26 protein-coding genes are annotated in these 25,652 nt (G+C 67.4%); 13 read left to right on the top strand and 13 right to left on the bottom strand.

Translation table 11 applies throughout. The features are described from left to right. Positions 1-50: 50 nt before the first annotated feature. Positions 51-1,475 (bottom strand): FAD-binding oxidoreductase, encoded by a 1,425-nt coding sequence (locus IB243_RS09960; protein WP_192426690.1) that lies wholly within the window; start codon positions 1,473-1,475, stop codon positions 51-53. Positions 1,476-1,678: 203 nt separating this feature from the next. Between IB243_RS09960 and IB243_RS09955 the strand changes: the two genes are divergently transcribed. The 8 genes from IB243_RS09955 (at position 1,679) to IB243_RS09920 (ending at position 8,865) form a co-directional block, all read left to right on the top strand. Then, positions 1,679-2,362, top strand: a complete 684-nt coding sequence (locus tag IB243_RS09955; protein ID WP_192426688.1) for a TetR/AcrR family transcriptional regulator — start codon at positions 1,679-1,681, stop codon at positions 2,360-2,362. An 80-nt stretch (positions 2,363-2,442) separates the two neighbouring features. Further along, the gene (locus IB243_RS09950) at positions 2,443-3,435 is read left to right on the top strand and encodes a tripartite tricarboxylate transporter substrate binding protein (protein ID WP_192426686.1); all 993 of its coding nucleotides are present in this window, start codon (positions 2,443-2,445) and stop codon (positions 3,433-3,435) included. Next, a complete protein-coding gene (locus IB243_RS09945) occupies positions 3,432-4,940 on the top strand; it encodes a carboxylesterase/lipase family protein (protein ID WP_192426684.1) in 1,509 nt (502 codons plus the stop codon). The genes IB243_RS09950 and IB243_RS09945 overlap by 4 nt, the downstream gene beginning before the upstream one ends. Before the next feature lie 114 nt (positions 4,941-5,054). Next, complete coding sequence (locus IB243_RS09940) at positions 5,055-5,861, top strand: GntR family transcriptional regulator (protein ID WP_192426682.1); 807 nt, start codon at positions 5,055-5,057, stop codon at positions 5,859-5,861. Continuing rightward, on the top strand, positions 5,858-6,679 hold the full coding sequence (locus tag IB243_RS09935; protein ID WP_192426680.1) for a transporter substrate-binding domain-containing protein: 822 nt from the start codon (positions 5,858-5,860) through the stop codon (positions 6,677-6,679). The genes IB243_RS09940 and IB243_RS09935 overlap by 4 nt, the downstream gene beginning before the upstream one ends. A 73-nt stretch (positions 6,680-6,752) precedes the next feature. Next, positions 6,753-7,427 (top strand): amino acid ABC transporter permease, encoded by a 675-nt coding sequence (locus tag IB243_RS09930; RefSeq protein WP_192426679.1) that lies wholly within the window; start codon positions 6,753-6,755, stop codon positions 7,425-7,427. A 6-nt stretch (positions 7,428-7,433) separates the two neighbouring features. Next, positions 7,434-8,087: an amino acid ABC transporter permease gene (locus tag IB243_RS09925; RefSeq protein ID WP_192426678.1), complete on the top strand. Its 654-nt coding sequence runs from the start codon at positions 7,434-7,436 to the stop codon at positions 8,085-8,087. Next, positions 8,071-8,865: an amino acid ABC transporter ATP-binding protein gene (locus tag IB243_RS09920; protein WP_225584875.1), complete on the top strand. Its 795-nt coding sequence runs from the start codon at positions 8,071-8,073 to the stop codon at positions 8,863-8,865. The genes IB243_RS09925 and IB243_RS09920 overlap by 17 nt, the downstream gene beginning before the upstream one ends. Positions 8,866-9,019: 154 nt before the next feature. Here the strand turns inward: IB243_RS09920 and IB243_RS09915 are convergent, their stop codons facing one another. Continuing rightward, the gene (locus IB243_RS09915) at positions 9,020-9,382 is read right to left on the bottom strand and encodes an EF-hand domain-containing protein (RefSeq protein ID WP_192426677.1); all 363 of its coding nucleotides are present in this window, start codon (positions 9,380-9,382) and stop codon (positions 9,020-9,022) included. A gap of 304 nt (positions 9,383-9,686) precedes the next feature. Here IB243_RS09915 and IB243_RS09910 point away from each other — a divergent pair, with 304 nt between their 5' ends. Together IB243_RS09910 and IB243_RS09905 are read left to right on the top strand one after the other, a co-directional pair. After that, positions 9,687-10,127 carry a hypothetical protein gene (locus IB243_RS09910; protein WP_192426676.1) on the top strand — a complete coding sequence of 147 codons (441 nt, stop codon included), beginning with the start codon at positions 9,687-9,689 and terminating at the stop codon, positions 10,125-10,127. 188 nt (positions 10,128-10,315) lie between these two features. Then, positions 10,316-10,885, top strand: a complete 570-nt coding sequence (locus IB243_RS09905; RefSeq protein WP_192426675.1) for a cob(I)yrinic acid a,c-diamide adenosyltransferase — start codon at positions 10,316-10,318, stop codon at positions 10,883-10,885. A gap of 198 nt (positions 10,886-11,083) precedes the next feature. Here the strand turns inward: IB243_RS09905 and IB243_RS09900 are convergent, their stop codons facing one another. The 3 genes from IB243_RS09900 to IB243_RS09890 form a co-directional block, all read right to left on the bottom strand. Beyond that, positions 11,084-11,506 (bottom strand): hotdog fold thioesterase, encoded by a 423-nt coding sequence (locus IB243_RS09900; RefSeq protein WP_010465207.1) that lies wholly within the window; start codon positions 11,504-11,506, stop codon positions 11,084-11,086. 147 nt (positions 11,507-11,653) lie between these two features. Next, a complete protein-coding gene (locus IB243_RS09895) occupies positions 11,654-12,805 on the bottom strand; it encodes an ABC transporter substrate-binding protein (RefSeq protein WP_010465208.1) in 1,152 nt (383 codons plus the stop codon). 192 nt (positions 12,806-12,997) lie between these two features. Continuing rightward, on the bottom strand, positions 12,998-14,527 hold the full coding sequence (locus tag IB243_RS09890; protein WP_192426673.1) for an acetyl-CoA hydrolase/transferase family protein: 1,530 nt from the start codon (positions 14,525-14,527) through the stop codon (positions 12,998-13,000). Between the two features lie 273 nt (positions 14,528-14,800). On the opposite strand from IB243_RS09890, the gene IB243_RS09885 reads away from it, so the two are divergent. Next, positions 14,801-15,553: a zf-TFIIB domain-containing protein gene (locus IB243_RS09885; RefSeq protein ID WP_192426671.1), complete on the top strand. Its 753-nt coding sequence runs from the start codon at positions 14,801-14,803 to the stop codon at positions 15,551-15,553. Here the strand turns inward: IB243_RS09885 and IB243_RS09880 are convergent. Further along, on the bottom strand, positions 15,547-15,882 hold the full coding sequence (locus tag IB243_RS09880) for a multidrug efflux SMR transporter (protein WP_192426668.1): 336 nt from the start codon (positions 15,880-15,882) through the stop codon (positions 15,547-15,549). The two genes, IB243_RS09885 and IB243_RS09880, sit on opposite strands and share 7 nt — an antisense overlap. A gap of 346 nt (positions 15,883-16,228) precedes the next feature. On the opposite strand from IB243_RS09880, the gene IB243_RS09875 reads away from it, so the two are divergent. Beyond that, positions 16,229-17,182: a class I SAM-dependent methyltransferase gene (locus IB243_RS09875; RefSeq protein ID WP_225584874.1), complete on the top strand. Its 954-nt coding sequence runs from the start codon at positions 16,229-16,231 to the stop codon at positions 17,180-17,182. Positions 17,183-17,260: 78 nt separating this feature from the next. Here the strand turns inward: IB243_RS09875 and ubiM are convergent, their stop codons facing one another. The 3 genes from ubiM to IB243_RS09860 all read right to left on the bottom strand — a co-directional run bounded on the left by ubiM (position 17,261) and on the right by IB243_RS09860 (position 20,091). Further along, positions 17,261-18,532, bottom strand: a complete 1,272-nt coding sequence (gene ubiM, locus IB243_RS09870) for a 5-demethoxyubiquinol-8 5-hydroxylase UbiM (RefSeq protein ID WP_192426666.1) — start codon at positions 18,530-18,532, stop codon at positions 17,261-17,263. A 192-nt stretch (positions 18,533-18,724) separates the two neighbouring features. After that, positions 18,725-19,144 (bottom strand): hypothetical protein, encoded by a 420-nt coding sequence (locus tag IB243_RS09865; RefSeq protein WP_082606922.1) that lies wholly within the window; start codon positions 19,142-19,144, stop codon positions 18,725-18,727. A gap of 128 nt (positions 19,145-19,272) precedes the next feature. Beyond that, positions 19,273-20,091 carry a helix-turn-helix transcriptional regulator gene (locus IB243_RS09860; RefSeq protein ID WP_192426664.1) on the bottom strand — a complete coding sequence of 273 codons (819 nt, stop codon included), beginning with the start codon at positions 20,089-20,091 and terminating at the stop codon, positions 19,273-19,275. Positions 20,092-20,149: 58 nt separating this feature from the next. Here IB243_RS09860 and IB243_RS09855 point away from each other — a divergent pair, with 58 nt between their 5' ends. Then, on the top strand, positions 20,150-21,304 hold the full coding sequence (locus tag IB243_RS09855; protein WP_225584873.1) for a PLP-dependent aspartate aminotransferase family protein: 1,155 nt from the start codon (positions 20,150-20,152) through the stop codon (positions 21,302-21,304). Here IB243_RS09855 and IB243_RS09850 read toward each other — a convergent pair. From IB243_RS09850 to IB243_RS09840, 4 genes are all read right to left on the bottom strand, one after another. Beyond that, entirely contained in the window at positions 21,288-22,202 is a 915-nt protein-coding gene (locus tag IB243_RS09850) for an alpha/beta fold hydrolase (RefSeq protein WP_192426660.1), read from the bottom strand. The two genes, IB243_RS09855 and IB243_RS09850, sit on opposite strands and share 17 nt — an antisense overlap. 63 nt (positions 22,203-22,265) lie before the next feature. Further along, positions 22,266-22,388, bottom strand: coding sequence for a hypothetical protein (locus IB243_RS27280; protein WP_255509274.1), 123 nt, complete (start codon positions 22,386-22,388; stop codon positions 22,266-22,268). 89 nt (positions 22,389-22,477) lie between these two features. Then, entirely contained in the window at positions 22,478-23,083 is a 606-nt protein-coding gene (locus IB243_RS09845; RefSeq protein ID WP_010465224.1) for a TetR/AcrR family transcriptional regulator, read from the bottom strand. A gap of 111 nt (positions 23,084-23,194) precedes the next feature. Beyond that, positions 23,195-25,561, bottom strand: coding sequence for a LamG-like jellyroll fold domain-containing protein (locus IB243_RS09840; protein WP_225584872.1), 2,367 nt, complete (start codon positions 25,559-25,561; stop codon positions 23,195-23,197). Between the last annotated feature and the right edge of the window lie 91 nt (positions 25,562-25,652).

Here is a 25,652-nt window from a genome sequence, read left to right as displayed (position 1 = left end):
GCGAAGAAGCTTGCAGGCACATGAGCAAACAGCGCGCCGCAGCACCTCGCTCACAGCGCAAAAATTTTCCCCGGATTCAGGATGTTCTTCGGGTCCAGCGCCCGCTTGATGGCGCGCATCATGTCCACCGCGCCAGCCCCGGTTTCATCGAGCAGGAAGCCCATCTTGTGCAAGCCCACGCCGTGCTCGCCCGTGCAGGTGCCGCCCATGCTCAGCGCGCGGGCCACCAGCTTGTGGTTCAGGTCTTCCGCGGTCACGCGTTCTTCCGGGATGTTGGGGTCGAGCAGGTAGCCAAAGTGGAAGTTGCCGTCGCCCACATGGCCCACCAGGAAGTAAGGGATGCCGCTGTCCTCGGCCTCCTGCACCGAGTCGAGCAGGCAGTCGGCCAGGCGGCTGATGGGCACGCAGGTGTCGGTGCTGATGGCGCGGCATCCGGGGCGGCTTTGCACTGCGGCAAAGTAGGCGTTGTGCCGCGCGGTCCACAGACGGGTGCGTTCTTCGGGCGTGCTGGCCCACTCGAACGCGTTGCCGCCAAACTCGGTGGCGATGTCTTGCACGGTTTCGGCCTGCTCCTTCACGCTCGATGGCGAGCCGTGGAATTCCATGAGCAGCATGGGTTCCTCGCGCAGGGTGAGCTTGCTGTGCGCGTTGACCATGCGCACCGTGTGGTGGTCGATGAGCTCCACGCGGGCGATGGGTACACCCAGCTGGATGGTCTGGATCACGGTGTGCACCGCGGCCTCGATACTCGGGAACGAGCAGATCGCGGCGCTCACGGCCTCGGGCAGGGGGTACAGGCGCACGGTGATCTCGGTCATGATGCCCAGCGTGCCTTCGCTGCCCACCAGCAGGCGGGTGAGGTCGTAGCCCGCGCTGCTCTTTTTGGCGCGGGTGCCGGTGTGGATGACTTCGCCGCTGGCGGTGACCACTTCCAGCGCCAGCACGTTCTCGCGCATGGTGCCGTAGCGCACGGCGTTGGTACCACTGGCGCGCGTGGCGCTCATGCCGCCGATGCTGGCGTCGGCGCCGGGGTCGATGGGAAAGAACAGGCCGGTGTCCTTGATGGCATCGTTCAATGCCTTGCGCGTGATGCCGGGCTGCACGGTCACGGTGAGGTCTTCGGCATTGATGCTCAACACCTGGTTCATGCGGCTCACGTCAATGCTGATGCCGCCCTGCACGGCCAGCAGGTGGCCCTCGAGCGATGAACCCGCGCCGTAGGGAATCACCGGCACCTCGTACTGGCTGGCCAGCTTCACGGCGTCGGCCACGTCCTGGGTGCTCTCGGCAAACACCACCGCCGAGGGAGGTGGCGCCTGGAAAGAGCCCTCGTCCCGGCCATGCTGCTCGCGCACGGCCTGGGCCAGCGAGCACCGCGCACCAAAGCGGGTCTGCAGCGCTTCGATGAGGGCCTGGGGCACTTCGCGCAGGTTGATTTCAGGCAGGAGGTGGGCTGTGGTGGTGGGGGCGTTCATGGGTTGTCTCCAGGGTGGTCAAAAAGAATACCACCGGCCTTTGCGTGGCGCCATGGACGTGGTCAGGCAGGTGCAAGCTAGGCCGTACCCCGCGGGTGCGCAAGGCGTGCTGGCATTGGGCGCCGTGGTTCGGGTATTCACGGGCTTGTTCGCGGATGTTTGCTTAAATACATTACGTTTGAAATGTATATTGTGACGATGCCATGAACCACCGTGTTTCCCCCAAGGCCGGGGTGCGCCGCACGCATGCCGAGCGCAGCGCTGCCACCCGCCAGCACCTGATCGCCACGGCCATCGATGTGATCCAGAACCGCAGCCTGGAGGAGATGTCCATCCATGAGCTGGCCAAGTCCGCAGGCATGACGTCAGGAGCGGTGCAGCACCACTTCGAGTCCAAGGCGGTGCTGATGATGAATGTGCTCAGCGAGCTGATCGAGTCCAGCGTGTTGTCGGGCGCGCTCTGGCCCGACAGCGCACTCGCGTCCCGCGAGAGGGCCACCCGTTTCGTGCAGGCCGTCTGGGGCCTGGTCTATGCGCAGCCGCGCTTCATCGTGGCGTGGAACATCTATCTGGGCTGCCGCAACCAGCCGGAGGTGCTGGGCCACATTGCCGAGTTGCGCCAGAGCGTGCAGGCGCGCATGCGCGACGGGTTCTTCACGGCCTTTCCCGAACTGGCCGCCGATGCCAATCGCGATGGCCTGCTGGGCCTGGTGCTGTCGTCGCTGCGCGGGCTGGGGATGTTGCAGCTTTTTGCACCTGCGCAGCAGAGCACGCCGGATGCTGCACAACAGGCCCAGCTGGCCTGCCTGGCCGACATGATCGCCACCCGCTGCGAAGCTGCAGCCGCCAGCGCCGCATCTGCCAAGACGCAAGCGCGCCGCCGCTAGGCCCTGGCCCCCGCCGCATCGGCTGCGCCCCTGCGCAACGCCGTCCCATTGCCCCCAAAAACCCCAGGAGACAAAACACCATGGCCTTTTCCTTCCCCCGCGCACCGCACATCCCGCTGCTGGCCGCCCTCGTGCTGTTGGCAGGCGCCGCACTGGCCCAGCCGGGCGCCTACCCTGCCAAGCCGATCCAGCTCATTGCGCAGCAGCCGCCTGGCAGTGGCTCGGACGCCATGACCCGCGTGTGGGCCGACTGCGCCGCACGTGAATTGGGCCAGGCGGTGGTGGTGCAAAACAAGCCGGGGGCAAACGGCGTTCTGGCAATCAACTATCTCAAGGGCCAGCCCGCCGATGGCTACAACCTGCTGAGCATCGGCATGTCGCAGATGACGATCACGCCGTATGTGTACAAGCAGCCGCCGTACGACCCGCTGCGCGACTTCGATGGGGTGGCCGTGCTGGGCACGTCGCCGCTGGTGCTGGCCGTGCCTGCGGGGCAGGGCATCGCCAGCCTGGCCGATCTGCAAAAGCTCGCGCGCGCCACGCCGGGTGGCGTCAACTTTGGGTCGCCGGGCAAGGGCAGCCCTGCGCACCTGCTGACTTCAGCGCTCATCGAGCGCCTGGGCGTGGCTGGCACCCATGTGCCCTTTGTGGGCGAAGGCGCGGGCCTCACGGCGCTGATGGGGCAGCAGATCCATGCGATGACCCTGGTCATTGGCACGGCCGCAGCCCAGGTCAAGGCGGGCAAGCTGGTGCCGCTGGCGCTGTTTGGCGCGCAGCGCTCGCCGCTGCTGCCGGATGTGCCCACTATTGCCGAGGCGTTGCCCTCTGCTGCCGACCTGGCGCGGCCCGCGTGGATTGCGGTGGTGGCCAAGGCCGGCACGCCACCCGAGCTGCTGACCAGGCTCAACGCCGTCACGGAGAAGTGCCGGGGCGATGCGCAGTACAAATCGCGGCTGGAGGCCATGAACGTCACGCTTACCGCCTCTGTGCTGGGCGACGTGCGCACCTGGGCCTCGCGCGATGCGGCGGTGTGGCGCCCCCTGATCGACAAGCTGGGCCTGGCCACGGAATGACAGTGGGCGCAGCGGCACCCCAGGTCACGCTGCCCCACGGCGGCCAGCTGCGGGGTCTGTGGGACCACGGCGTGCGTGTGTTCCGTGGTGTGCCGTATGCACAGGCACCACGTGGTGCGCTGCGCTTTGCAGCACCGGCGCCTGCGTTGCCGTGGTCCGACCTGCGCGACGCCACCACCTTCGCGCCCATGGCGCCGCAGCTGGCCCGCACCGCAAGGGCCGATGCGCCCATGTTGGGTGGCGAGGACTGCCTGGCCGTCAACGTGTGGGCGCCGCCTTCGAAGTCGGGTGCGGGCCTGCCGGTGTTGGTGTGGGTGCACGGCGGCGGCTTCTTTCGCGGGTCGGCGAGCGAGCCGCTGTACGACGGCGCTTCGTTCGCCCGGCGAGGGTTGGTTTTTGTGTCGCTGCAGTACCGGCTGGGCATGGATGGGTTCATGCACTTCGAGGGCGAGGACGACGGTGCCCCCGCCAACCGGGGTTTGCTGGACCAGATCGCTGCGCTGCAATGGGTGCAGGACCATATCCACGCTTGGGGTGGCGACCCGGCGCAGGTCACGGTATTCGGCCAGTCGGCGGGCGCGGGTGCGCTGGCGTGCCTGCTGGGCATGCCAGCGTCGCGCGGCTTGTTCCAGAGGGTCATCCTGCAAAGCCCGAGCGTGGCCTGCCAGACGCTGGACGAAGCCGCCGCCATACGCCGCGCAGTAGCTTCATTGGTGGGCGTGGCGCCGGGCCGCCCCGCACTGGCCTCGGCACCCATCGGCTCGGTGCTTCATGCCGTCCACAGGCTGGCAGCCGATCCTTCGCTGCGGGTTCGGCATGGCATCGGGGGCCGCAACTTCTTTCCGCTCCGCCCTGTGGTGGATGGGCAGGTGCTGGCTGCGCCGCCGCTGCAGGCGATACGCCAGCAATGGATGGCCCAACCACCGGACCTGCAGGTGCTGGTGGGCTGCAATGTGGACGAGATGCGCCTGTACCACGTGCCCGGCGGTGCCATCGACCGCGTGACCGAGGTACAGGCGCTGGCTTTTGCGCAGGATGTTGGCTTGTCCACGGAGGCGGTTCGCGCCTGTCGGGCGCTGCTGCCGCCTGCCCAGCAGACACCGGGCGAGCTGCTGTCGGCCTTGCAGTCTGATTTCTACTACCGCGTGCCCGCACAGCGCATCGCGGCGCTGGCCAGCGAATGGGCCCAAAGCGCCCACCGCTATGAGTTTGGCTGGGCGTCTCCCCAGTGGCAGGGGCGATTGGGCGCGGCGCATGCGGTCGAGTTGCCGTTTGTGTTTGGCAACCTCCACACCACGCAGGGGCAAGAGTTCACAGGGGTCGCACCGCCTGCCAATTTGGCGCAGGCCATGCACCAAAGCTGGGCGAGTTTTGCACGCCAGGGCGACCCCGGTTGGGCACGGTATGGCGGCGACACACCCTGGGTACAACATTTCAACACTGCATCGCGCTGCGAAATCCATAGCGAACCCGCCAGATTCAACCTGTGGCAGGGCATTCTTTGAGCAGGGAGACTGAAGTCCGCTGATCCTGACGGAGGCCGCTGCAGGGTGGTGCGCCACACTGGTGCATCCATCTTGTATACCAGTTGGCACGGAACCTGCAATCGATGGACGGCAATGACTACCGCCACCGAGATCAGCAACCGCATCATCGAAGCCGTGATGGCGCAAAAGCTCGCGCCCGGCTCCCGCCTGGGCGAGCAGCAACTGGCGATGCTGTTCGACTGCAGCCGCACCATCGTGCGCGAGGCGCTCACGCGGCTGTCCACGCGTGGCATCGTCACCGTGAGCGCGCGTCGTGGCTGGTATGTGATCGAGCCTTCCGAAGACGAGGCCCGTGAGGCCTTCGAGGCCCGCCGCGTGATCGAGCTCGGGCTGCTGCACCAGCTCAAGACGGTGGACAAAGGCGCCGTGCGCCAGCTCAAAGCCCACCTGCAGCGCGAGAAGGCGGCGCTCGCAGGCAGCGACGTGGGCGTGCGCAGTTTCCTGCTGGGCGACTTCCACGTGTGCCTGGCCGAGTGCCTGGGCAACAGCCTGCTGGCCGATACGCTGCGCGACTTCACGGCGCGCACCACGCTGATCGCCATGCTCTACCAGTCGTCGCACGACGCGGCGCAGTCCTGCGCCGACCACGTGCGCATCGTCGAGGCGCTGGAGGCGGGCGACATCGTCCATGCCGAGGCGCTCATGTCAGAGCACATCGGCTCGGTGCAATCCGCGCTGCGCCTGCAGGCCAGCACCGACCCGCTGGCCGGGCTGCGCGATGCGCTGGCCCCGGTGCGCAAGAGCACCGCCGCAGCAGACACCACCGCGCAGCCCCGGCAACGCAAGCCCCGCGCTGCGTCCAAGAGTTCTACCCCGAAAGCGCCCGACCAGGACGCAGCACCCGCCGACGCATCCACCTACCTAGGAGCCCTGCTATGACCGCCCCCCATGCCTTTGTTTCCTCGACCCGCCGCCTGACACTGGGCGTGCTCGCCGCCACGGGCCTGTCGGCCGCGCTGATGGCCCCTGTCGCCCACGCGCAGAACGCGCTGGACAACATCCTCAAGGCCAAGGAAATCAAGATCGCCATCCCCACCGACTATCCGCCCTACGGCTTTGTCGGCACCGACCTCAAGCCCCAGGGCCTGGATGTCGAGATGGCCAACTACATCGCCACCAAGCTGGGCGTGAAAGTCGAGCTGATTCCCGTGACCAGCGCCAACCGCATCCCCTACCTGCAGACGCAGAAGGCCGACCTCGTGATCTCCACGCTGGGCAAGAACCCCGAGCGCGAGAAGGTCATCGACTTCACTGCGGCCTACGCGCCGTTCTTCCAGGCCGTGTTTGCCAGCAAGAGCCTGAACATCAAGAGTTTTGCCGACCTTATGGGCAAGTCGGTGGCCGTGACACGTGGCGCCATGGAGGACCAGGAACTGGCCAAGGTCGCGCCCGCGGGCGTGGACGTGAAGCGTTTTGAAGACCACGCGGCCAGCATCTCGGCCTTCGTGTCGGGCCAGACGCAGGCCATTGCCACCAGCGCCTCCACGGCCGGCACCATCATGGTCAAGAACCCCAACCTGCAGACCGAATACAAGCTGCTGCTCAAGGACAGCCCCAACTTCATTGGCGTGGCCAAGGGCGAGGACAAGCTGCGCCTCAAGGTGAACGAAATCATTGCCGAAGCCCGCAAGGCCGGCGACATCGACAAGATGTCCAGCAAGTGGCTCGGCCGCCCGGCAGGCGATCTGCCCCTGTGATCGCCTTCTTCGCCCTTCGCTGAACGAACCGAACAGGCCCGTGGCGCGACAAGCGCCACGGGGCACCCGCACCATGCTGATTGCGCTTGATTTTTCTGCCGTGCTGTCCTCCTGGCCGTTGCTGGTGCGCGGCGTGGTCTGGACCATCGGCCTCACCATCGTGGGCACCGTGCTGGGGCTGCTGCTGGGCACGGCCTGCGCCTGGGCGCGTGCGCGCAACCTCGGGCCGCGTGCGGTGCCGCTGCGCTGGGCCGTGGCGGCGTATGTGGAACTGGTGCGCAACACGCCCTTCATCGTGCAGCTGTTCTTCCTGTTCTTCGGGCTGCCAGCGCTGGGCCTCAAGCTCTCGCCCGAGGTGGCCTCCGTGCTGGCCATGGTGATCAACCTGGGCGCGTATTCGGCCGAGATCATCCGCGCCGGCATCGAGGCTACGCCCCGTGGCCAGATCGAGGCCGCGCAGAGCCTGGCACTCACGCCAGGCCAGACCTTCCGGCGCGTGGTGCTGCCACCCGCGCTGCTCAAGGTGTGGCCGGCCATGGTGAGCCAGATCATCATCGTGATGCTGGGTTCGGCCGTGTGTGGCCAGATCTCCACTCCCGAGCTGAGCTACGCCGCCAACCTGATCTCCAGCAACACCTTCCGTGCGTTCGAGGCCTTCATCCTGGCCACGCTGGTGTACCTGGCGTTGTCGATGCTGACCCGCCGCCTGCTGATGTGGGTGGGGGCGCGTTTTCTGGTGGGGAGGTAAATCGCCATGGTTGATTTCTCTGTATGGGACATTCTGCGCAACCTGCTGCTGGCGGCACGCTGGACGGTGTCGCTCTCGCTCATCGCCTTCATCGGCGGCGGCCTGGTGGGCCTGTTGCTGCTGGTGCTGCGCCTGTCCAAGGTGCGCGGCACCGAGCGGCTCATCGGTGCCTATGTGCAGGTGTTCCAGGGCACGCCGCTGCTGATGCAGCTGTTCCTCGCGTACTTCGGCATTGCGCTCTTTGGCATCAAGACATCGCCGTGGACGGCCGCTGCGTTTGCGCTCACGCTCTACACCAGCGCCTACCTCACCGAGATCTGGCGTGGCTGCGTTGCGTCCATCCCCAAGGGCCAGTGGGAGGCCGCGCAGAGTCTGGCGCTCAACTTCAGCGAGCAACTGCGCCACGTGGTGCTGCCCCAGGCGCTGCGCATTGCGGTGCCGCCCACGGTGGGCTTTCTGGTGCAGGTTATCAAGGGCACGGCGCTGGCGTCGGTGATCGGTTTTGTCGAGCTGACCAAGGCCGGCAGCATGATCTCCAACGCCACCTACCAGCCCTTTCTGGTCTACGCCTGCGTGGCCCTGCTGTACTTTGTTTTGTGCTTCCCGGTGAGTCTGGTGGCGCAGTCCCTTGAAAGGAAACTCCATGGCAACCGCAGTTGATACAACCCCGGCTCCCGCCCACGACGGCATCGTGGTGGGCGCACCGCCCATCGTGGACATCACGGCCCTGCGCAAGTCCTATGGCACGAACGAGGTGCTCAAGGGCATCGACCTCAAGGTGCAAAAGGGCGAGGTGATCGCCATCATCGGCAAAAGCGGCTCGGGCAAGAGCACGCTGCTGCGCTGCGTGAACGGGCTGGAGGTTTTTCAGGAGGGCGCCCTCAGCGTCAACGGCAAAAAGCTCATGCACGACAGCCCCACGGCCATGCGTGAGCTGCGCCAGCAGGTGGGCATGATTTTTCAGAGCTTCAACCTGTTTCCCCACCTTTCGGTGGGCCGCAACATCATGCTGGCCCCCACGCTGGTGAAGTCGCGCGATGCCGCCACGGCCGCAGCGCAGGCGCGCAAGCTGCTTGACCGCGTGGGCCTGGTCGAAAAGTTTGACGCCATGCCCGACCAGCTTTCAGGTGGGCAACAGCAGCGCGTGGCCATAGCGCGCGCCCTGGCCATGGAGCCCCAGGTGCTGCTGTGCGACGAGATCACCTCGGCGCTGGACCCGGAGCTGGTGGGTGAGGTGCTGCGCGTGGTGGAGTCCCTGGCCCTCGAAGGCATGACGCTGATGATGGTCACGCACGAAATGGCCTTCGCCCGGAAGGTGAGTGACCGCGTGATCTTCATGCACCAGGGCCGCGTGCATGAAACCGGTACGCCGGCCGAACTGTTTGGCAATCCCCAAACGGCGGAGCTGCAGCAGTTTCTGTCGTCGCTGCACGACTGAAAACGGAGCCCTGCGCGTTCAACGTTCAAAAGCCCGCCTGCGGACTGGAAAGCTCCAGGGCAGGCGGGCTCGCAGGCCCCAATGGCCCGCTACACCACAGAGGTCACCCAAAGGCTGGCACCAATGCCAGGCCAGGGGTCCCCACTCAAAATGCTCAGGACAGCAGACCCTTCTCGAATTCTGCGGGCGACAGCGATCCGCTCTGGTCGACATCCAGTTCCTTGAAACGCTGGCTGATGGCGGGCAGCTGGGCTGCTTCCTTCTCGGTGAGCTTGCCATCCTTGTCGACGTCGGCGCGGTTGAATGCCGTGGTGGCCGCCATGGAAGGGTTGCCGGTGCCAGGGCCATACGAATATTTGGAGTCCGCCTGGGGCGCTGTCCTGCTGGCGGGGGCGGGCTGGGGCGAAGCCGAAGTGGTCTGTGCTTGCAATGCGCCCGCACCGCCCAGGGAGATGGCGGCGAAAAACATCACGCTGCGCGTGTCGAACGAATAGGTGCGTCGTTGCAGTGCTTTCATGGAAGCTAAGCTCCTTCGAAGTTGAACAGGGTTTCATTGCACCGCAGCACGCCTGCCAAGGCCAGCACTCTTGCCTGCTGTTGCCCGGGCCAACATTTGCCAGCGTGGTGTAACCACCCGCAGCCCTTTTGTGTCGCAACCTTGCGCCGATGTACCAAAAAGTTGTGGCCGCTGATGGGGCTTGCTGGATGACTGGCATGCCGGGGCATGTCCTACACGGCCCGGGTTGCTTCCCTCAAAACAATGGCCTTCTGCATCCTCCGCTGGATGGATGTTGTTCATTGTTTATCCCAAGGAGCCTTCCATGAAAAAGCAAACCGTTGTTGCCGCCCTCGTTGCCCTGGCCTGCACTGCCGCCCTCGCCCAGGCGCCGGCTGGCAACACAGCGCGCCCGCCCTCTGAAGTGAGCCCTTCAGCTTCTGGTGGCGCTGCTGCGAGCAATGCACAAAACAAGGTCGACCAGCGCGCCAGCCAGAGCACGGCCGCGCCCGCCGACCCCGCCAAGGGCGATGGCCGTGGTGCCCCGGTGGCCGAAATCAACCCCAGTGCTTCCGGTGGCAAGGCTGCAGCCAAGGCAGATACACGCACCAATGCACGCCTGATGGATTCCAACGGCGATGGCACCGTGTCGCGCCAGGAATGGGACACCTACCACACCAATGCGTGGAACAACATGAAGCCTTCCAACGCAGGTGTCTCCACTGCAGACGTCGACAAGCTCAACCGCACGACGGTCACCCACTGACGCAGCGCCAGCCAACTGCGGGACCCGTCCACTGCGCCCCTTGCATCGCGTGTGCAAGGGGTTTTTCGTGGGCAAACGAGGGTCCGCGCGCCGACGGTGGGACGGCCGCCGCGTGGTAGCGGAAAATCAGGGAAGCTGCCCTTGTTCGCAGCGCTTCCTCCCCGCACTCTCCACCGACCAAGGCACCCATGGGCAACCGACTTACACAGATCGCCACGCGCACCGGCGACGCCGGCACCACCGGCCTGGGCAACAACGAACGGGTCTCCAAAGACAACCTGCGCATCCACGCCCTCGGGGATGTGGATGAACTCAATTCCCACATCGGCCTGCTGCTGTGCGAGCGCTTGCCGGACGATGTGCGCAACCTGCTCGTCGAGGTGCAGCACCAGCTGTTCAACCTGGGGGGCGAGCTGTCGATTCCCGGCTTTGAACTGCTCAAGCCGGAAGCGGTGCTGGCACTGGACGAAGCCCTGGCCCACCACAACCCCGCGTTACCGCGCCTGCAGGAGTTCATCCTGCCCGCGGGCACCCGCGCCGCCGCGCAGGCCCATGTCTGCCGCACCGTGGCGCGCCGCGCAGAGCGTGTGGTGGTGGCGCTGGGCAATGCGGAACCCATCCATGATGCGCCCCGGCAATACCTCAACCGCCTGTCCGACCTGATGTTCGTGCTGGCCCGCGTACTCAACCGCATGGATGGCGGCGATGACGTGTACTGGAAAAGCGAGCGCCTGGCGCAGCAGAATGCTACTGAATAGATAGCTGATTGCGCTTGTCCAGTAAGCGCTAGAGGGTGATTTTGCTAGTAATCTGAACCTTGCCTTTGCAACTGGCGCTGCCCAAGCCAGGGCAACCGAGCAAGGGCCGCCCCGCAGCGAGGGCTGCGTCCCCCTTACCGAATCGCGCAGCGATTCAAGAGAAGGGGGAAGGCGCGCAGCGCCTCACGGGGATGCACCCTACCTCGGTGCCAGGATCGCCATGGTCAGCCGTGACACGCAGGTCAACTCGCCTGCCTCGTTGACCATGTCGATGTGCCACACATGCGTGGTGCGCCCGATGTGGATGGGCCGCGCGGTGGCCGTCACCCAGCCGCTGGTGGCAGAGCGCAGGTGGTTGGCGTTGATGTCCAGGCCCACGGCGTTGTGCCCCTCGGGGCTGGCGTAGTAGGCGCCCACCGAGCCCAGCGACTCCGCCAGCACCACGCTCACGCCGCCATGCAGCAGCCCGAACGGTTGTTTGGTGCGCTGGTCCACCGGCACGCGGCCGCGCAGAAAGTCGTCACCCAGCTCGATGATCTCGATGCCCAGGTGAGAGGCAGCGGTGTTGTGGTGGTCGGCGTTGAGTCGAGCCAGGTCGACAGGCTTTTTCCAGATGGGCATGGTGGCTTCGGTCAGCAGTGGGAAGAAACCACCCATTGTGCCCATAGCGTCTGCGCCGCTGTTACCGACGCCGTCCGGCCCAGCGCCACCGTGGAACTGGCTTCGCCAGGTCGCCTGAGGCATCCCCCTTGGGGGCGCCTCAGGAGGTTACCCGACGAGTTTGCCGTTGGCACCCATCACGCCCAGGTCCAGGAAGCGCGAGCCCACATAGGGTGCGCCGCCGGCATAGTCGATGGACAGGCCACCCAGGTCGTTGCTGCGGATGCCGGCCAGCGCGGTGCGCAGCTTGGCGCGTGTCAGGTCTCGGCCCGCGCGGTCCAGGCCCTCGGTCAGCACGCGGGCATTCACGTAGCCTTCAAAGCTGCGGGCCGAGAATTCCTGGAACCCCAGCGCCCGCATGGCTTTCTGGTAGTCGCGCACCACGGCCACGCTGGTGCGGCCTGCGTCGGGCAGCACCATCGACAGCGCAATGCCGGATGCCTTGCCACCCAGTTGGCGCAGGTTGTCGCCCGACAGGGCCACGCTGGTAGCAGCCAGCGGCGTGCTGGGCGAGACTTTCTTGAACTCATTGACCAGCGTGGCGGTGATGTCGCCTGCCGTGCCCAGCAGCACGGCATTGGGCTTGGCGGCCACGGCCTTGCCCACCACGTCGGCCACCTGCGCGCCCTGGGCGTCAAGCTTGAAAGCCTTGGGCGTGGGCTGCTTGGCCGCTGCCATGGCCTTGTTCACGTCGGCCAGAAACTCGCGGCCAAACGCTGTGTCCTGGTACACGATGGCCAGGTCGGTGATGCCCATGGACACCAGCTTTTGCGCCAGGCGTTGGGCTTCATCGGTGTAGCTGGCGCGCACGTGGAACACCGAGCGGTACTCGGCCTTGCGCAGCGAGGTGGCGCCGCTTTGTGGTGCCACGTAAGGGATCTGCGCTTCGTCCACCAGCGGCAGGATGCGCTGGTTGTTGGCCGTGCCCATGCACGAGATCAGCGAGACCACGTTGGCGTCGGCAATCAGCTTGCGCGCGTTGTCTTCGGAGCGGGCGGCGTCGTAGCCGTCGTCCAGCGCCAGCAGCTTGATCTCGCGGCCATGGATGTTGCGTGCATTGGCGTGGGCGATGCCCGCATCCAGCCCCTGCTTGAGCTCCTTGCCCAGGCTGGCGAGCGCGCCGGTCAGTCCGATGGAGCAGCCGATGGTCACGCTCTTGGCGTCCATGGGGTCTTGCACGCCCACGGCGCGTGACGACGTGGCAAGCAGCAGGCCGGTGCTGGCGGCGACAAGGGATTGGGTGAACTGACGGCGTTGCATGGTGAAGAAAACTCGCAGACAAAAAAACACAACCAGCCCGGACGGGGCTGGTGTTGGAGGGAAAACTGGGGGGTGAAGGGGTCAAGCAACCTAGGGTTAACCCTTATTTTAGCCGGAGATCTGTGGCAACCCGCTGTAGTCCCTGTCCCGGGCCAGGGAATCGGCGCGCCCTCCGGTGCGGGCGCCCGGTGCTCAGGTGGACGGGGTCTGCCGCATGTTGCCGGTCTCCACATACCGCTGGTGCCACGACAGCGCCTCGCCCAGCAGGTGGGGTGTGTGCTGGCCCACGGCGCCCCGCTTGGCGCGGGCCACGTAGTCGTGCAGGGCAGGGCGGAAGTCCGGGTGGGCGCAGCGGTCGATGATGAGCTCGGCCCGCTGCGTGGGCGAGTGGCCGCGCAGGTCGGCTAGGCCCTGTTCGGTGACGAGGATCTGCACATCGTGCTCGGTGTGGTCCACATGCGAGGCCATGGGCACGATGCACGAGATGCTGCCGTTCTTGGCCAGCGACGGTGTCATGAAGATCGACAGGTAGGCATTGCGCGCAAAGTCGCCCGAGCCGCCGATGCCGTTCATGATGGCCGAGCCCATGATGTGGGTGGAGTTCACGTTGCCGTAGATGTCGGCCTCGATCATGCCGTTCATCGCGATCAGGCCCATGCGGCGGATCAACTCGGGGTGGTTGCTGATCTCCTGCGGGCGCAGCACGATGCGCTGCTTGTAGAAGTCGATGCGCTCGTTGAAATCCTGCATCGCCGCCGGGCTCAGCGACAGGGCGGTGGCCGAGGCGCTGGCGAGCTTGCCCGAGCGCAGCATGTCCAGCATTCCATCCTGCAGCACCTCGGTGTAGGCCGTGAGGTTCTCGAACGGACCGTGGTTCAACCCAGCCAGCACCGCGTTGGCGATGTTGCCCACGCCCGACTGCAGTGGCAGCAGGTCCTTGGGCAGGCGGCCCTTCTTCACCTCGTGCTGCAGAAACTCGATGATGTGGCCCGCGATGCGGTTCGAGGTGTCGTCGGGTGCGGCGTAGACCGAGTTGCGGTCGGGCTGGTTCGTCACCACCACCGCGATCACCTTGGACGGGTCGCAGCGCAGGTAGGGCTCGCCAATGCGCTCGTCGGGCCGCGTCATCGGAATGGGCTTGCGGTGTGGCGGCACGTCGGTGCCGTAGTAGATGTCGTGCATGCCTTCGAGCCCCGGGTTGTGCCAGGCATTCACTTCAAGGATCACCTTGTCGGCCTGGTCCAGCCAGGTCTTGTTGTTGCCCACCGAGGACGAGGGAATCAGCCGCCCGTCGGGCAACACGCCCGCCACCTCGACCACGGCCACGTCGAGCTTGCCCAGGAAGCCAAACCACACGAACTGCGCCACATGCGACAGGTGGATGTCCACGTACTGCATCTGCCCCGCATTGATCTGGCGGCGCACCGTGGGGTCGGACTGGTAGGGCAGGCGCATCTCGATGCCGTCCACCTGGGCCAGCGCGCCGTCGAGTTCCGGCGCGGTGGACGCCCCGGTCCACAGGCCGATCTTGAAGCCATGGCCCTGCGCGTTCAGGCTCTCGATGCGGCGGGCCAGCGCGCCCGGCACCGCCTTGGGGTAGCCCGCGCCGGTAAAGCCGCTCATGCCCACGTGGGCACCGGCGGGGATCAGGGCGGCCGCTTCATCGGCGGACATGGTGCGGGAGAGAAAGTCCGGGTACAACACCCGATCAGCCAAAGTCATGAACGTGCTCCGTGGGGGGATCGGCAAACAGGTGCGGAGAAACGGCTGCGCCCGGTGCGCTGGGTGCCTCATTGCACTGCCCACTGTCTGCAAAGACGCTGATCGTAGCAAGCGGGCATGCCGAAATGCGGGTTTACCCTGATTTTGATGCCGGCCGGTCCCTGGCCACCGTGCCCGCGCTGGCTGCCGATGGCCGCTGGTGGCCGGGCAGGGCGGTTAGCATCTGCGGCACCGGCCACCGCTAGAGCCACCGGCACTTTTCATCGACCACCCATGACATCCGCACCGTCCTGCCCGTCCTGCCGCCAGCCGATGGAGGTACACCAGTTCGCCAGTAACCTGGGAGGGGCGCTGGAGCTGGACATCTGTTTTGCCTGCCAGGGCCTGTGGTTTGACCGGCACGAGAACCTCAAGCTCACCCCCGCTTCGGTGGTCGAGCTGTTCCGCCTGCTGCATGAGCACCGCATTGACCATCACCAGCCCCTGAGCGATAGCATGGCCTGCCCGCGCTGCGTGAAGCCACTGGAAAAAGGGTTTGATGTGGTGCGCAGCGGCCGCTACATGATCTACCGCTGCGGGCGCCAGCATGGCCGTTTCAGCACCTTCTCCTCCTTCATGGTGGAAAAAGGCTTTGTGCGCCACATGACGCGCCCCGAGATCGACGACCTGGCCAAACGCGTGGGCGCCATCTACTGCACCAGTTGCGGTGCCCCTGTGGACATCCGCAAGGACCACGCCTGCCCCTACTGCCGGGCCGCGTTCTCGCTGATCGACCCCGAGGCCGTGGTGCGCGCCATGGAGGGCTATGCCAAAGCCAGCAGTCCGCGGGCCATGCCCTCCAGCCCGGTGGACATCGGCGACGCGCTGGTGGCCCTGGAGCGCGACCGCACGCGCGCCGAGCGTGAGCGGCAAAAGCGGGCGTTTACCGGCACCAGCGATGCCGATGACAGTTCATTCACGGGCGACCTGCTGTCGGCCGGGGTGGCCTTGGTGTGGGCGGTGATCAACACCAGGAGCCATCACTGAGGGTTTCCAAGGTGGAGCATCACAACGCCTCCCACCACACAAACCAGGCCCAGTGCCTTGATGGTGTCCATTGGCTCGCCAAACAACGCAACCCCCACGATGGCCGTGGCCGCCGTGCCGCTTGCGGCCCAGACCGCATAGGTGATGCCCATGCCCAGTTGGCGCATGGCCACGGCCATGAGCCAGATGGCGAGCGCGTAGCACGCAGCGGCCATGCCGGATGGGAGGGGTCTGGAAAAGCCATCGGAGTACTTGAGCGCGACGGTTCCGGCAACTTCTGCAATGACGCTGGCTGCGACGAGCAGCCAGGCCGATAGGTTTGGATTCATGGGGCACCTTGGCCGAACATGCCCGTTTGTCACTTGTACCGAGTGACACGGGCAGTACGATGAAGCGGTACCCAGGTGGTGAAGGGCCGCAGTGTAGCCACGCCCTTGCGATCCATCAAGAACACCCCACACAGGCTCTGGCGGCCACTTGCGTTTGCGCGGATCATGGAGCGTTGACACAGCGGCAGCGCCGGATGGAGGGCGTGATGGTGTCCCTTCACGCACCCAGCCCATCCCCCGCACCACACTCCAACCCGTTCACAATGGCGCAGGCCTGTGTTCTGGTGGGCCCCGTCGCAAACAACCAACCAGCCGTGGCACCCGGTGGCCACAGGAGGAGAGGACCTTGCAGCCGCATCCGCCCCCAACCCGACGCCGTGCCCGCACCGCTGCCGCCCCGGCGCAGCGCAACCCTGAGAACGCGGGGGATGGCGCCGCCGCCTCCGACGCCGCTACCCCCTGCCTGCTGCAGCGCGCACACCTGCGGGCCGTGCCCAGCACCCTGCTGATCCCGCTGGCAGCGCGCGCGCGGGGGAGCCGTTACTTTCCTTGGCTGGCCTGCAACGACGTGGTGGCCACCAGCCTGGTGGAGCGCCTGGGTGCCGATGTGGAACCGTGCCTGGACGACTTGCCCACGGTGCTCAACGTACTGTGGCGCACGCGCGCCATCAAGGACGCGGGCCGCAGCTTTTTCCTCGCGCACCCGCAGGCCCGTGGTGTGAGCCTGGGGTGTGGCCTGTCACACCACTTCCAGTGGCTCGATACGGGCGCCAACCAGTGGCTGGATGCCGATCTGCCCGAGGTCATGGACCTGCGCGGGCAGCTGCTGCCGGTGCGCTGCCCGCGCACGCGCCAGGCCACGGCGGACCTCACCCAGCCCGGCTGGTGGCAGCGGCTGGGGCTCCCGCAGGGCGATGGCGCGGGTGTGCAGCCAGTGTTCATCGTCTGCGAAGGGGTGCTCATGTACTTTCAGCCCGCGCAAGTGCAGGCTGTGCTGCGCGAGTTTGCGCAGTGTGCGCCGGCAGGCTCGCGCCTGGTGCTCGATGTGATGACATACCGGGCCGTGGGCCATGCCGCGCAGCACGCGAGCGTCGGCCCCACGGGGGCGGAGTTCCACTGGGGCGTGGGCAACATGGACGAGCTGACCGCCGCGCACCCGCGCCTGGCGCTGTTGCGCCAGCAGAGCGTGTCGGAATGTTATGGCTGGCCGGGTGTGGTGCTGGAAGCGCTGTGGTGGCCGTGGCTGGGCGCGCCGCTGTACGGCTTGGTCACCTTGGGCGTGGGAGATGGCTCCCCCTGAGGGGGACGCCACCGGTGGGCAGGCAAAGCCAGTTCCACGGTGGCGCTGGCGTTGGGCGCGCCGTTTGCAAAGCTTGTGCTACTGCCTGGGCGCCAGCGCTCGCATCCATCCTGGCGCCTGGCCCGTGAGCTGCCCCACGATGGCGGCCTGCAGCGGCGGCAGCCGCCGCGCGCCTTGCAGCACCAGCTGCCGCAGCAGGCGCGGCACGGGGCGCGTGTCGGTGTACAGCCGTACGATGGCGTTGGTGCCTTCATACATCGGCCAGGCGTGGTGGTGGTGCGCCCGCGCATAGGTGGCCAGGGTTTCGGTATTGCCGATGTCGTGGCCCTGGCTGCGGGCTGCCATCACGGCGGCTGTCAGGCGCTCCACACCGGCCAGACCCAGGTTGTAGCCATGCGCCGTCACAGGGTGCATGCCCACGGCGGCATCGCCCAGCAACGCGCAGCGGTGGTCTGCAAAGCGCTGCGCATACACGGCCACCAGCGGGTACGCGTGGCGCTCGCCTTCCAGCTGCAAAGGCCCCAGGCGGTCGCCCAGCTGGGCCTGCACCGTGGCTGCGAAGGCCTGCGGGCTCTGTGCCATCAGCGCTGCTGCATCGGCGGTGCCTGCCGTGACCACCACCGAGCACAGCGCATGCCCCTCGTGGGGGTCATCCGGCAAGGGCAGCACCGCCAGCGTGCGTTCGTAGCCAAAACACTCGTGCGCCACGTCACCGTGCGGCTGGGCATGGCGCATGCGGCAGACGATCACGGTGCGGCCAAAGTCCGTCATGCGTGCGCCAATGCCCAACTGCCGCCGCGTGGCCGAGAAGCGGCTGTCCGCGGCCACCAGCAGTGGGGCCTGCAGACGCTGCGGCGGTGCCGCAGGGCCACCGGCGGGCGCATGTGGCAGGTACTCCAGCTCGGCGTGGGTGGACTGCGTGGCCACGCGCACCACCTGGGCGCCGGTCACGATGCGCACACCCGGGGTGCGTGCCGCCACGGCATAGGCCGTGCGGCGCAGTGCGTGGTTGGGCACGATGAAGCCCAGGGCCGGGAGCCCCGTGCCTTGCGTGCCCAACTGCAGGGCGCTGCGCTGGCCCAGCGGGCCGTCGTGCACCTGCGCTTCGCGGATGGTGCCCACCTCGTGCGCTGCCAAGCCCGCCCAGGTGCCCAGCCGCTGCAGCGTGGCCACGCTGGGGTGGGTGAGGGCGATCTCCCGGCCATCGGGCGCGGGGTGGGCCAGCGCGGCCTCGGGCTGCTGTTCGACCACGGTGGCGGTGAACCCGGCCTGCGCCAGGGAAATGGCCAGCGACAGGCCCGCAGGGCCCGCGCCGACGATGAGGACGTCGCTGTGTGAGGAGGAGGTCATGGCAGGAAGACCGGGCCAAACCACCCGGCACCCACCCTGCAACGGTGGGGTGGGGCCTGCCATTGTGGGCGGGCACCCGGCGCGGCGATTTGCCCTGTATCAAGGCACCATGCCTGAATGCTATTAATTGAATAGCAAAAAAATGATGTGGGATAAGCGCCAGGGCCCAAAAAAACCGAAAAGTATGGCGCTCTACGAGCGTGCCGGCTTGCGCGCGCCCTTGGCGGGCTTCTTCCTGGCGCCACCCGCCGGTTTGCCGCGCAGGTGCAGCCCCCAGGTGATCAGCACCCACAGGTACGCCGCCAGCACGCTGTAGGCCGCCACCGCGGCCAGCGACAGCGGGGGTGCGGCGATGGAGCGCGGGTTGGCCATGGTCTCCAGCAGCTGGCGTGTGCCCGTGCCCAGCACCGGCATGGCCGCCGCGCTGCCCGAGCGCGCCATGCGCGCCGCCATGAAGATGAAGAACTCCATCAGCAACGCGCCGATGACCAGGCAGGCCAGCAGGGCCAGCAGTTGCGCAAACGCCCTGCGGTCGCCCTTGGCCAGGAAGTAGATGGCCGACACCAGCACCAGGGCGGGCAGCAGCAGGGCCAGGGCAGGCCAGGCGGACATGAGGAGATGCATCGGAAGAATCTGGGGGTCGAGAGGGGCTGGCCGCTTCGGGGCTGCGGACTGCGAATGATAGAGGAGGCCCCCCCGGTCCCCGGTGGCCCCCATGGCGTGGCCCGTCCGTGCCATGGCTACGGGTGCGCGTCTGCCACAGCCGTGTTGTCGTGCTGCCCCTGGCGGAAGGTGTTTGGTGTGCAGCCCAGTAGCGCGCGGAACGAGGCGATGTACGCGGCGGGGCTCTCGAACTGCAGGGCGTGCGCGATGCCCTTGACCGGGCGGCCCGAGGCCAGCAGATCCAGCGAGGCAATGATGCGCGCACGCTGGCGCCAGGCGCGAAAGCTCAGACCCGCCTCCGCCGTGAAGCGCCGGGTGAACGTGCGGTCGGACATGGCGGCCTCGGCCGCGAGTTCGTGCAGCGGGAGCTGCCACTGGTGGGCCTGCAGCAACAGCGCGAGCGCGCGCCGCAACCCTTCGCTGGCAGGCATCGGCAGGTGGGTGGGCAGGCAGGGCGTGTGCTGCAGCGTGTGCAGCAGCAGGGACACCATCAGCTGCCGCGTGGGGTGGTCGAACCCGCCGTTGAAGAGCCCCAGCACCAGCTGCTGGATCAGCGGCGACGCGACCACGGCGTGCACCTCGTCCCGGCGCGCAAACGATGCGCACTGCGCCACCAGCGCCGGCTGGCAGTACACCGTGCGCAGGTCGGTGGCAGAGAGCACTTCGATCGCATGGGGGTGGTGCGGGGGTACCCACAGCGCGCGCTGCGGCGGCACGGTCCATCGCGCGTGGGGTGTCTCCACCAGCATCACGCCCCGCGTGGCAAACACCAGCTGGCCGCTGCGGTGCTGGTGCACGGGCAACCGTGTGCCCGCCGCGTGCGTTTTGGCCAGCGTGGCCCACAGGCCGGCGTCTTGGCGTTCTGGCGATGTTTGTTGGCGTTCTGGTGCTGACATGCCGTCCTATTATGAAACCACCTTCTCGCCACACCTCCCCAAAAACCGCCCCCAGCCCATGCACACCACCACCTTCCTTGTCCATGCGGGCCGCGAGACGGCCCACGCCGTCCAGGCCATCAACCCGCCGCTGGTGCGGGCCTCGACCGTCGTGTTCGGCACCCTGGCCGCCTACAAACACGCGCACCACCAGACCGTGTTCGACTCGCCGCGCTACGGCCGCTCGGGCACCTCCACCACGTTTGAGCTGCAGCGCTGCATGGCCGCGTTGTCCGGCGCAGAAACCTGCCTGGCCACAGCCAGCGGGCTGGCGGCCATCGTGGCCGTGCTGAGCGCCCATGCCGGGCCGGGCCGCCACCTGCTGCTGAACCAGGGCGTCTACGGGCCCACGCGCATCTTCTGCGACCAGGAGCTGGTGCCCCAGGGCACCACCGTCGAGTACTTTCCGGAAGGCGCCGACATCACACCCTACCTGCGGGACAACACCAGCCTGGTCTACATCGAGACCCCCGCGTCGCTGACCATGGAGATGCTTGACGCGCGCGCCGTGTGCGCGGCGGCGCGCCAGCGCCACATCCCGGTGGCGGTGGACGCCACCTGGGGCACGCCGGTGTTCCTGGATGCCCACGCCCTGGGTGTGCAGATCGCCATCCATTCGGCCACCAAATACATCAACGGGCATTCCGACCTCATGCTGGGGCTCATCACGGGTTCGCACGCAGACCTGGCCAGCACCCGGCGCTTTTGCGACCGCAGCGGCGCCCACGCGGCGCCCGATGTGTGCTGGCTGGCGCTGCGCGGCCTGCGCACCCTGGCAGTGCGGCTCGAACGGCACCAGCAGACCGCCTTGGCGACGGCCCAATGGCTGCAACAGCAGCCACAGGTCCGGCGCGTGCTGTTCCCGGCGCTCCCCTCCGACCCGGGCCACGCGCTTTGGCGCGCTCAGTTTTCGGGCGCTGCGGGGCCGTTCACCTTCGAGCTGGCGCCATGCAGCGAAGCCGCATTTGCGGCGTTCATCGACGCGCTTGCGCTCTTCAGCCTGGGCACGAGCTGGGGCGGGTACGAAAGCCTGGTGTTGCCCGCCGTGCCCTACGACCTGCGCCACCTGGCCACGCTGCCCGACGAGGGCCGCCTGGTCCGCCTGCATGTGGGGCTGGAAGACGCCGCTGACCTGCGCGCGGATCTGGCACAAGCGCTCAGCGGTCTGGGCTGACAGCCCCCTGGCTCGCCACGAAGTCCACCACCGACTGCAGCACATCGGGCTGCTGCAGGATCTTGCGGTGCCCCAGCCCCTCGGTGGCGAGCAGCGTGGCGCCCGGGATGTGGTCGCGGTAGGCCTCGCCGTCGGCAAAACGGTTGATGCGGTCGCCCCGGTCGTGCACGACCAGGGTGGGCAGGGTGATGCGTGGGCCCACGGCCGGGGGCTCGAACTGGCGCATCAGGATGCCTTCGCGGGCCTCGATGCGCCGCTGCATGGCGGCACGCGTGCGTTCGGACAGGCCGAACACCTGCGCAAACAGGCGTGTGTATTCGTGGGGCGATGCGGGCGGCGCCAGCAGCACCAGCCGCCCGGTGGCCAAGCCCCGGCTGGCTGCGTGGGCGGCCGCATTGGCGGCCAGCGAATGGGCTACCACGGCGCGGGGCGCCGAGTCCTGCGCATGCAGGCGCGCGGTGGTGTATTCAATGGCGCGCGCAAACTGCGGCAGGTTGCTCACGCTGCCCCGGCTGCCGCCGTGTGCGGGCAGGTCCACCAGCACGGGGCGCAAGCCCCGCGCGGCCAGTGCCTCGGCCAGCGGCAGCATCTGGCGCGCATGCCCGCCCCAGCCGTGCAGCAGCAACACCGCCGGACCATGGGGCTGGGCGCTGGGGGTGTACAGCGTGATCTCAGCGTCTTCGAACGGCCAGCGTTCTGTGCGCCAGCCGCTGGCCGGTGCTGCCTGGTGGCCGGGTTTGCGCAAGGGCAGCGGCGTACCAAACAGGCGGTAGGCCGCGCGCACGGCCAGGGCGGGCCACAGGCGCTCGGTGGCACCCAGCGCCAGGCGCAGCAGCCGCAGGGCCGGATGCCCGCCGTAGAAGTTGGACGTGGCTTGCAGGGCAGTCGAGGGGTTCATGGTGGGCTCCTGAAGGGTTGGAGTGGGTACGCGCCGGGCTGTGGGTCGGCGCGTGGTGAAAGGTCAGTAGAAGATCCAGTCCCGGTTGCTGCGTGGGAGGCAGGCGAGTGTCTGGCGCACCGCATGGACGGCGCCCGCTGCGGCCACGATGGCCGCCATGCCCAGGAAGATGAGGAAGCTCAGCATGGTGTTTCCTTTCTTCGCACGGTTGTGCGAAATTGGGGCAAAGAAGAACAAGAGGTATCCATCGCGCAATAACACGGAGACCGGGAGGATCAGGCGGTCTGATAACTCTTGACGAGGCGCGCCCAGGACGCCTCGGTGCGTGGCACTGCCTGCGGATCGCGCAGGAAGCGGACGTCGTGCAACAAGCCCATGATCATGGAATAGATCTCGCCCACCAGCTGTTCCTGCGGGGTGTCGGCGGGCAGGTGCCCGGCCTCGATGGCCTGCAGCACCGTGCGGCGCAAGGCGGCGCGCCAGCGGGTGATCTCCGAATGCAGCAGGTCGCGCAGCTCGCCCTCGCGGTCGTCCAGCTCGAAAGCGCCCGCGGTGTAGATGCAGCCGGTGAACGCCTCCACGTCGCGCGTGCGTGCAATCCAGCGGCGCACGATCTCGTTGAGGCGTGGCAGGCCCTTGGGGTGCTGCATGGCGGGCACGAACACGTCGGCCAGAAAGCGGCGCCCGAACTCCTCGATCACCGCCTTCTGCAGCGCCTCGCGCGAGCCGGCGCGTGAAAACACGCCGCTCTTGGACAGCCCCACGCGGTCGGCCACGGCCTGCAGCGTGATCGACTCCAGCCCTTCGGCCGCAGCCAGGTCCAGCGCCGCGCCCACAATGGCGGCGCGGGTGAGTTCCGATTTCTGGGTCTTGGCATCCATGGGGCGGAATTTAGCACAACTGTGCGAAATAAACCAACCCCTGTTGTCAGCAGTGTTTTGAAAGCCGGTAGCGCGCAGAGCCCCGGTGTGCCCCCGGGGCTCTGCAGCGCGTCACTGGGCCAGGGCCGCGATCTGCACGGAAGTCAGCGCCCCGCTGTAGAGGCGGAAATCCTGCATGCGGCCCGCAAAGTACGGGTCGGACCCGTACTGCGCGCGGCCCAGCCAGTTCTGCGTGGTGGCGCCCAGCTGGTGGGGTGCAAAGGGCGCATCCGCCAGGGCGCCGGTGGTCTGCCCGTCCACAAAGAGGGTCACGGTGTTGCCCCGGCGGGTCACCGCCAGGTGCACCCACCGGCCCGTGCCCAGTGCCACCGAGGACGTGACGTTTTCCTCGCCGAAATAGGTGGTGCCAGTGGAGGCAAAGCGCAGCGTGCTGGTGTTGGCGAGCAGGGCCAGGTAGGCGATGTCGCTGGAGCCGATGTCAAACACGCGGGCGTTCCCGGCGCTCGCGCTTTGCCGGTAGACCCAGACTGCGACCGTGAAGTCGGCCATGTCTTTCATGATGCCCGTGGGCAGGGCCACGTGGCCGCTGGTGCCGTCGAGGGCCACGGCGCTGCTGCCCGCCGTGCGGCCCGTGCCCCACGACGTGCCGCCCACCAGGCGGCCATGCAGCGCGTTGCCGCTCTGGTCGGTGGCCGATGTGCCGTTGCCTTCGTTCAAGGGCAGGTGCAGCCTCAGCTGCGGCGTGGTGGCGACGCTGCGCACTTCGGCACCCGTGAGCCGCCCCGTTGGGGTGACTGCCACGATGCGGTAGTGCCAGGTGCCATTGCCGGGGTTGTCGGTGTGGGTGCGCTCCTCGCCCACAGTGGTGAGCACCGTGAACGGGCCGGACGCGGCGGCACCGCGCTGCACCTCGTAGCCGGTGGCATAGGCCGTGCCCCACCAGGACAGCAGCACCTGCCCGTCGACCAGATAGGCCGTAAGCCCGCTGGGCGGCGCACCCACCGCGATGGGGTCGCGCGAGAAGGTGAGCGTGCCCATGCCGGGGTCGTCGCCCGTGCCGCGCCCCTCGGGCCGCAGCTTGGCGGCCAGCGCGCTCACGTAGGGCGCCGACAGGCCCTTGCGGTTCACGTAATGGTTGTAGATCACCTCCCAGATGCGGCGCAGATGCGGGCGGCCGGCAGTGGACACGGCGGTGAACGTACCCTGGCGGTTGGCATAGCGCGCAAAGGGCAGTTGGGCATAGCTGCCGTTCGCATCGGCCAGGTTGCAGGCCGCCACGTATTCCGCGCCAGACAGGAAGCGGTTGTTCCAGTGGCCATACAGGTCGTCGCCCTGTGACCACGCCATCTCGCAGATCGACCCACACAGCGACATCCCGAGCGTGGAGTGGCCCTGGTCGCGCGCGGTCTCCTGCCACTGGCCCAAGTTGCCGGGGTGAATCACGTACACGCTGTGCGCCGCAGCGCCATTGCCCCGGCCGTTCTTGTAGTAGCTGATGCCTTCGTTGTAGATGTCGCGCCGGTCGCAGCAGATGCCGATGGCCATGACGGCGGCGATGCAGCACAGGTCCCAGTTGGCCCAGTGGTTGGTGATGTTGGAGCCGTTGTGCGTCTGCAGGAACTGGCGGGCCAGCGGGTAGAACTGCTGCAGCAGCAGGTTCTGGAACCGGGCCTGGCCCTGGGCGGACCACCCCGGGTAGGTGCGCATGATGTCCACCACGTTGGCCCACTGGTAGCCGTAGATGCCCGCGGCCAGAAAGCGGTCGCCATCTCCGGTGAGCGTGGTCATGGTGCTGGACCAGGCATCCAGGAACACCACCGCGCGGTCGGCATAGGCATCGTCCTGCGACACCTTCCAGCGCAGCGCGAGCTGGTAGGCGCGCTGCATGTCCTTGATCATGGTGCCGAAGTTCTGCCCGGTGCCGCCGCGGATCACCACGGTCAGAGGGTTGGGCATCATGTCGCTGCTCAGGTTGGAGTGGCCCGAGGTGATGAGCACGTTCCACGCGAGCTTCCACGGCTCTGCACCCTCGCCCAGCTTGGTGCGCATGCGCACGAAGTCGGCTTCGGTGTGCAGCACCCCGGGATGCGCAAAAGCCGAAGGGGCCGGCGGCGGTGGTGGTGGTGGCGGCGGTGCGGGGGGTGGAGGTGGCGCGCCAGGCGGTGGCGGAGGTGGTGGTGCCGAGGGCGGCGGAGGCGGTGCCCCCGGCGCAGGCGGGGCCGTCGTGGGAGGCGCCGAAGGCGAGGGCGGCGCCACGGGTGCCGGAGGGGGGCTCCCAGGGTTGGTGGGCGCCGGTGCCGGCGGTGGCGGTGTGTCAGCGCCCACAGGGCTGAAAGCCGCAGGGGGCGCATTGGTGGCGTCCGCGGGGTTGCCACCACAAGCCACCAACGTGCCCGCCAGCGGCATGACAGCCATCCCCTTGAGCACCGCCCGGCGCCGGGCGGTGAAATTCTCGTTGTTGTTGTTGTTGTTGGTCATTTGGTTTTTGGCTGGCGGGAACTCGGGCTGATGGCGGGCAGCAGGTCGGCGGGCATCGGAGCGGGTGACTGGTAAACGGGTGTGCAATGCA

This window comes from Acidovorax sp. ACV01 (assembly GCF_014851495.1).
Classification (GTDB): Bacteria; Pseudomonadota; Gammaproteobacteria; order Burkholderiales; family Burkholderiaceae_C; genus Acidovorax; species Acidovorax radicis.
Note: the sequence above shows the minus strand (reverse complement) of the source record. Positions and strands in the feature narration are given on the sequence as shown.

Coding starts and splice junctions, on each gene's coding strand:
- IB243_RS09905 (WP_192426675.1), top strand. CDS start 10,316: ATGGGCAACCGACTTACACAGATCGCCACGCGCACCGGCGACGCCGGC.
- IB243_RS09910 (WP_192426676.1), top strand. CDS start 9,687: ATGAAAAAGCAAACCGTTGTTGCCGCCCTCGTTGCCCTGGCCTGCACT.
- IB243_RS09860 (WP_192426664.1), bottom strand. CDS start 20,091: ATGTCAGCACCAGAACGCCAACAAACATCGCCAGAACGCCAAGACGCC.
- IB243_RS09920 (WP_225584875.1), top strand. CDS start 8,071: ATGGCAACCGCAGTTGATACAACCCCGGCTCCCGCCCACGACGGCATC.
- IB243_RS09955 (WP_192426688.1), top strand. CDS start 1,679: ATGAACCACCGTGTTTCCCCCAAGGCCGGGGTGCGCCGCACGCATGCC.
- IB243_RS09940 (WP_192426682.1), top strand. CDS start 5,055: ATGACTACCGCCACCGAGATCAGCAACCGCATCATCGAAGCCGTGATG.
- IB243_RS27280 (WP_255509274.1), bottom strand. CDS start 22,388: ATGCTGAGCTTCCTCATCTTCCTGGGCATGGCGGCCATCGTGGCCGCA.
- IB243_RS09950 (WP_192426686.1), top strand. CDS start 2,443: ATGGCCTTTTCCTTCCCCCGCGCACCGCACATCCCGCTGCTGGCCGCC.
- IB243_RS09935 (WP_192426680.1), top strand. CDS start 5,858: ATGACCGCCCCCCATGCCTTTGTTTCCTCGACCCGCCGCCTGACACTG.
- IB243_RS09845 (WP_010465224.1), bottom strand. CDS start 23,083: ATGGATGCCAAGACCCAGAAATCGGAACTCACCCGCGCCGCCATTGTG.
- IB243_RS09895 (WP_010465208.1), bottom strand. CDS start 12,805: ATGCAACGCCGTCAGTTCACCCAATCCCTTGTCGCCGCCAGCACCGGC.
- IB243_RS09900 (WP_010465207.1), bottom strand. CDS start 11,506: ATGCCCATCTGGAAAAAGCCTGTCGACCTGGCTCGACTCAACGCCGAC.
- IB243_RS09885 (WP_192426671.1), top strand. CDS start 14,801: ATGACATCCGCACCGTCCTGCCCGTCCTGCCGCCAGCCGATGGAGGTA.
- IB243_RS09865 (WP_082606922.1), bottom strand. CDS start 19,144: ATGTCCGCCTGGCCTGCCCTGGCCCTGCTGCTGCCCGCCCTGGTGCTG.
- IB243_RS09945 (WP_192426684.1), top strand. CDS start 3,432: ATGACAGTGGGCGCAGCGGCACCCCAGGTCACGCTGCCCCACGGCGGC.
- IB243_RS09880 (WP_192426668.1), bottom strand. CDS start 15,882: ATGAATCCAAACCTATCGGCCTGGCTGCTCGTCGCAGCCAGCGTCATT.
- IB243_RS09915 (WP_192426677.1), bottom strand. CDS start 9,382: ATGAAAGCACTGCAACGACGCACCTATTCGTTCGACACGCGCAGCGTG.
- IB243_RS09960 (WP_192426690.1), bottom strand. CDS start 1,475: ATGAACGCCCCCACCACCACAGCCCACCTCCTGCCTGAAATCAACCTG.
- IB243_RS09925 (WP_192426678.1), top strand. CDS start 7,434: ATGGTTGATTTCTCTGTATGGGACATTCTGCGCAACCTGCTGCTGGCG.
- IB243_RS09840 (WP_225584872.1), bottom strand. CDS start 25,561: ATGACCAACAACAACAACAACAACGAGAATTTCACCGCCCGGCGCCGG.
- IB243_RS09855 (WP_225584873.1), top strand. CDS start 20,150: ATGCACACCACCACCTTCCTTGTCCATGCGGGCCGCGAGACGGCCCAC.
- IB243_RS09890 (WP_192426673.1), bottom strand. CDS start 14,527: ATGACTTTGGCTGATCGGGTGTTGTACCCGGACTTTCTCTCCCGCACC.
- ubiM (WP_192426666.1), bottom strand. CDS start 18,532: ATGACCTCCTCCTCACACAGCGACGTCCTCATCGTCGGCGCGGGCCCT.
- IB243_RS09930 (WP_192426679.1), top strand. CDS start 6,753: ATGCTGATTGCGCTTGATTTTTCTGCCGTGCTGTCCTCCTGGCCGTTG.
- IB243_RS09850 (WP_192426660.1), bottom strand. CDS start 22,202: ATGAACCCCTCGACTGCCCTGCAAGCCACGTCCAACTTCTACGGCGGG.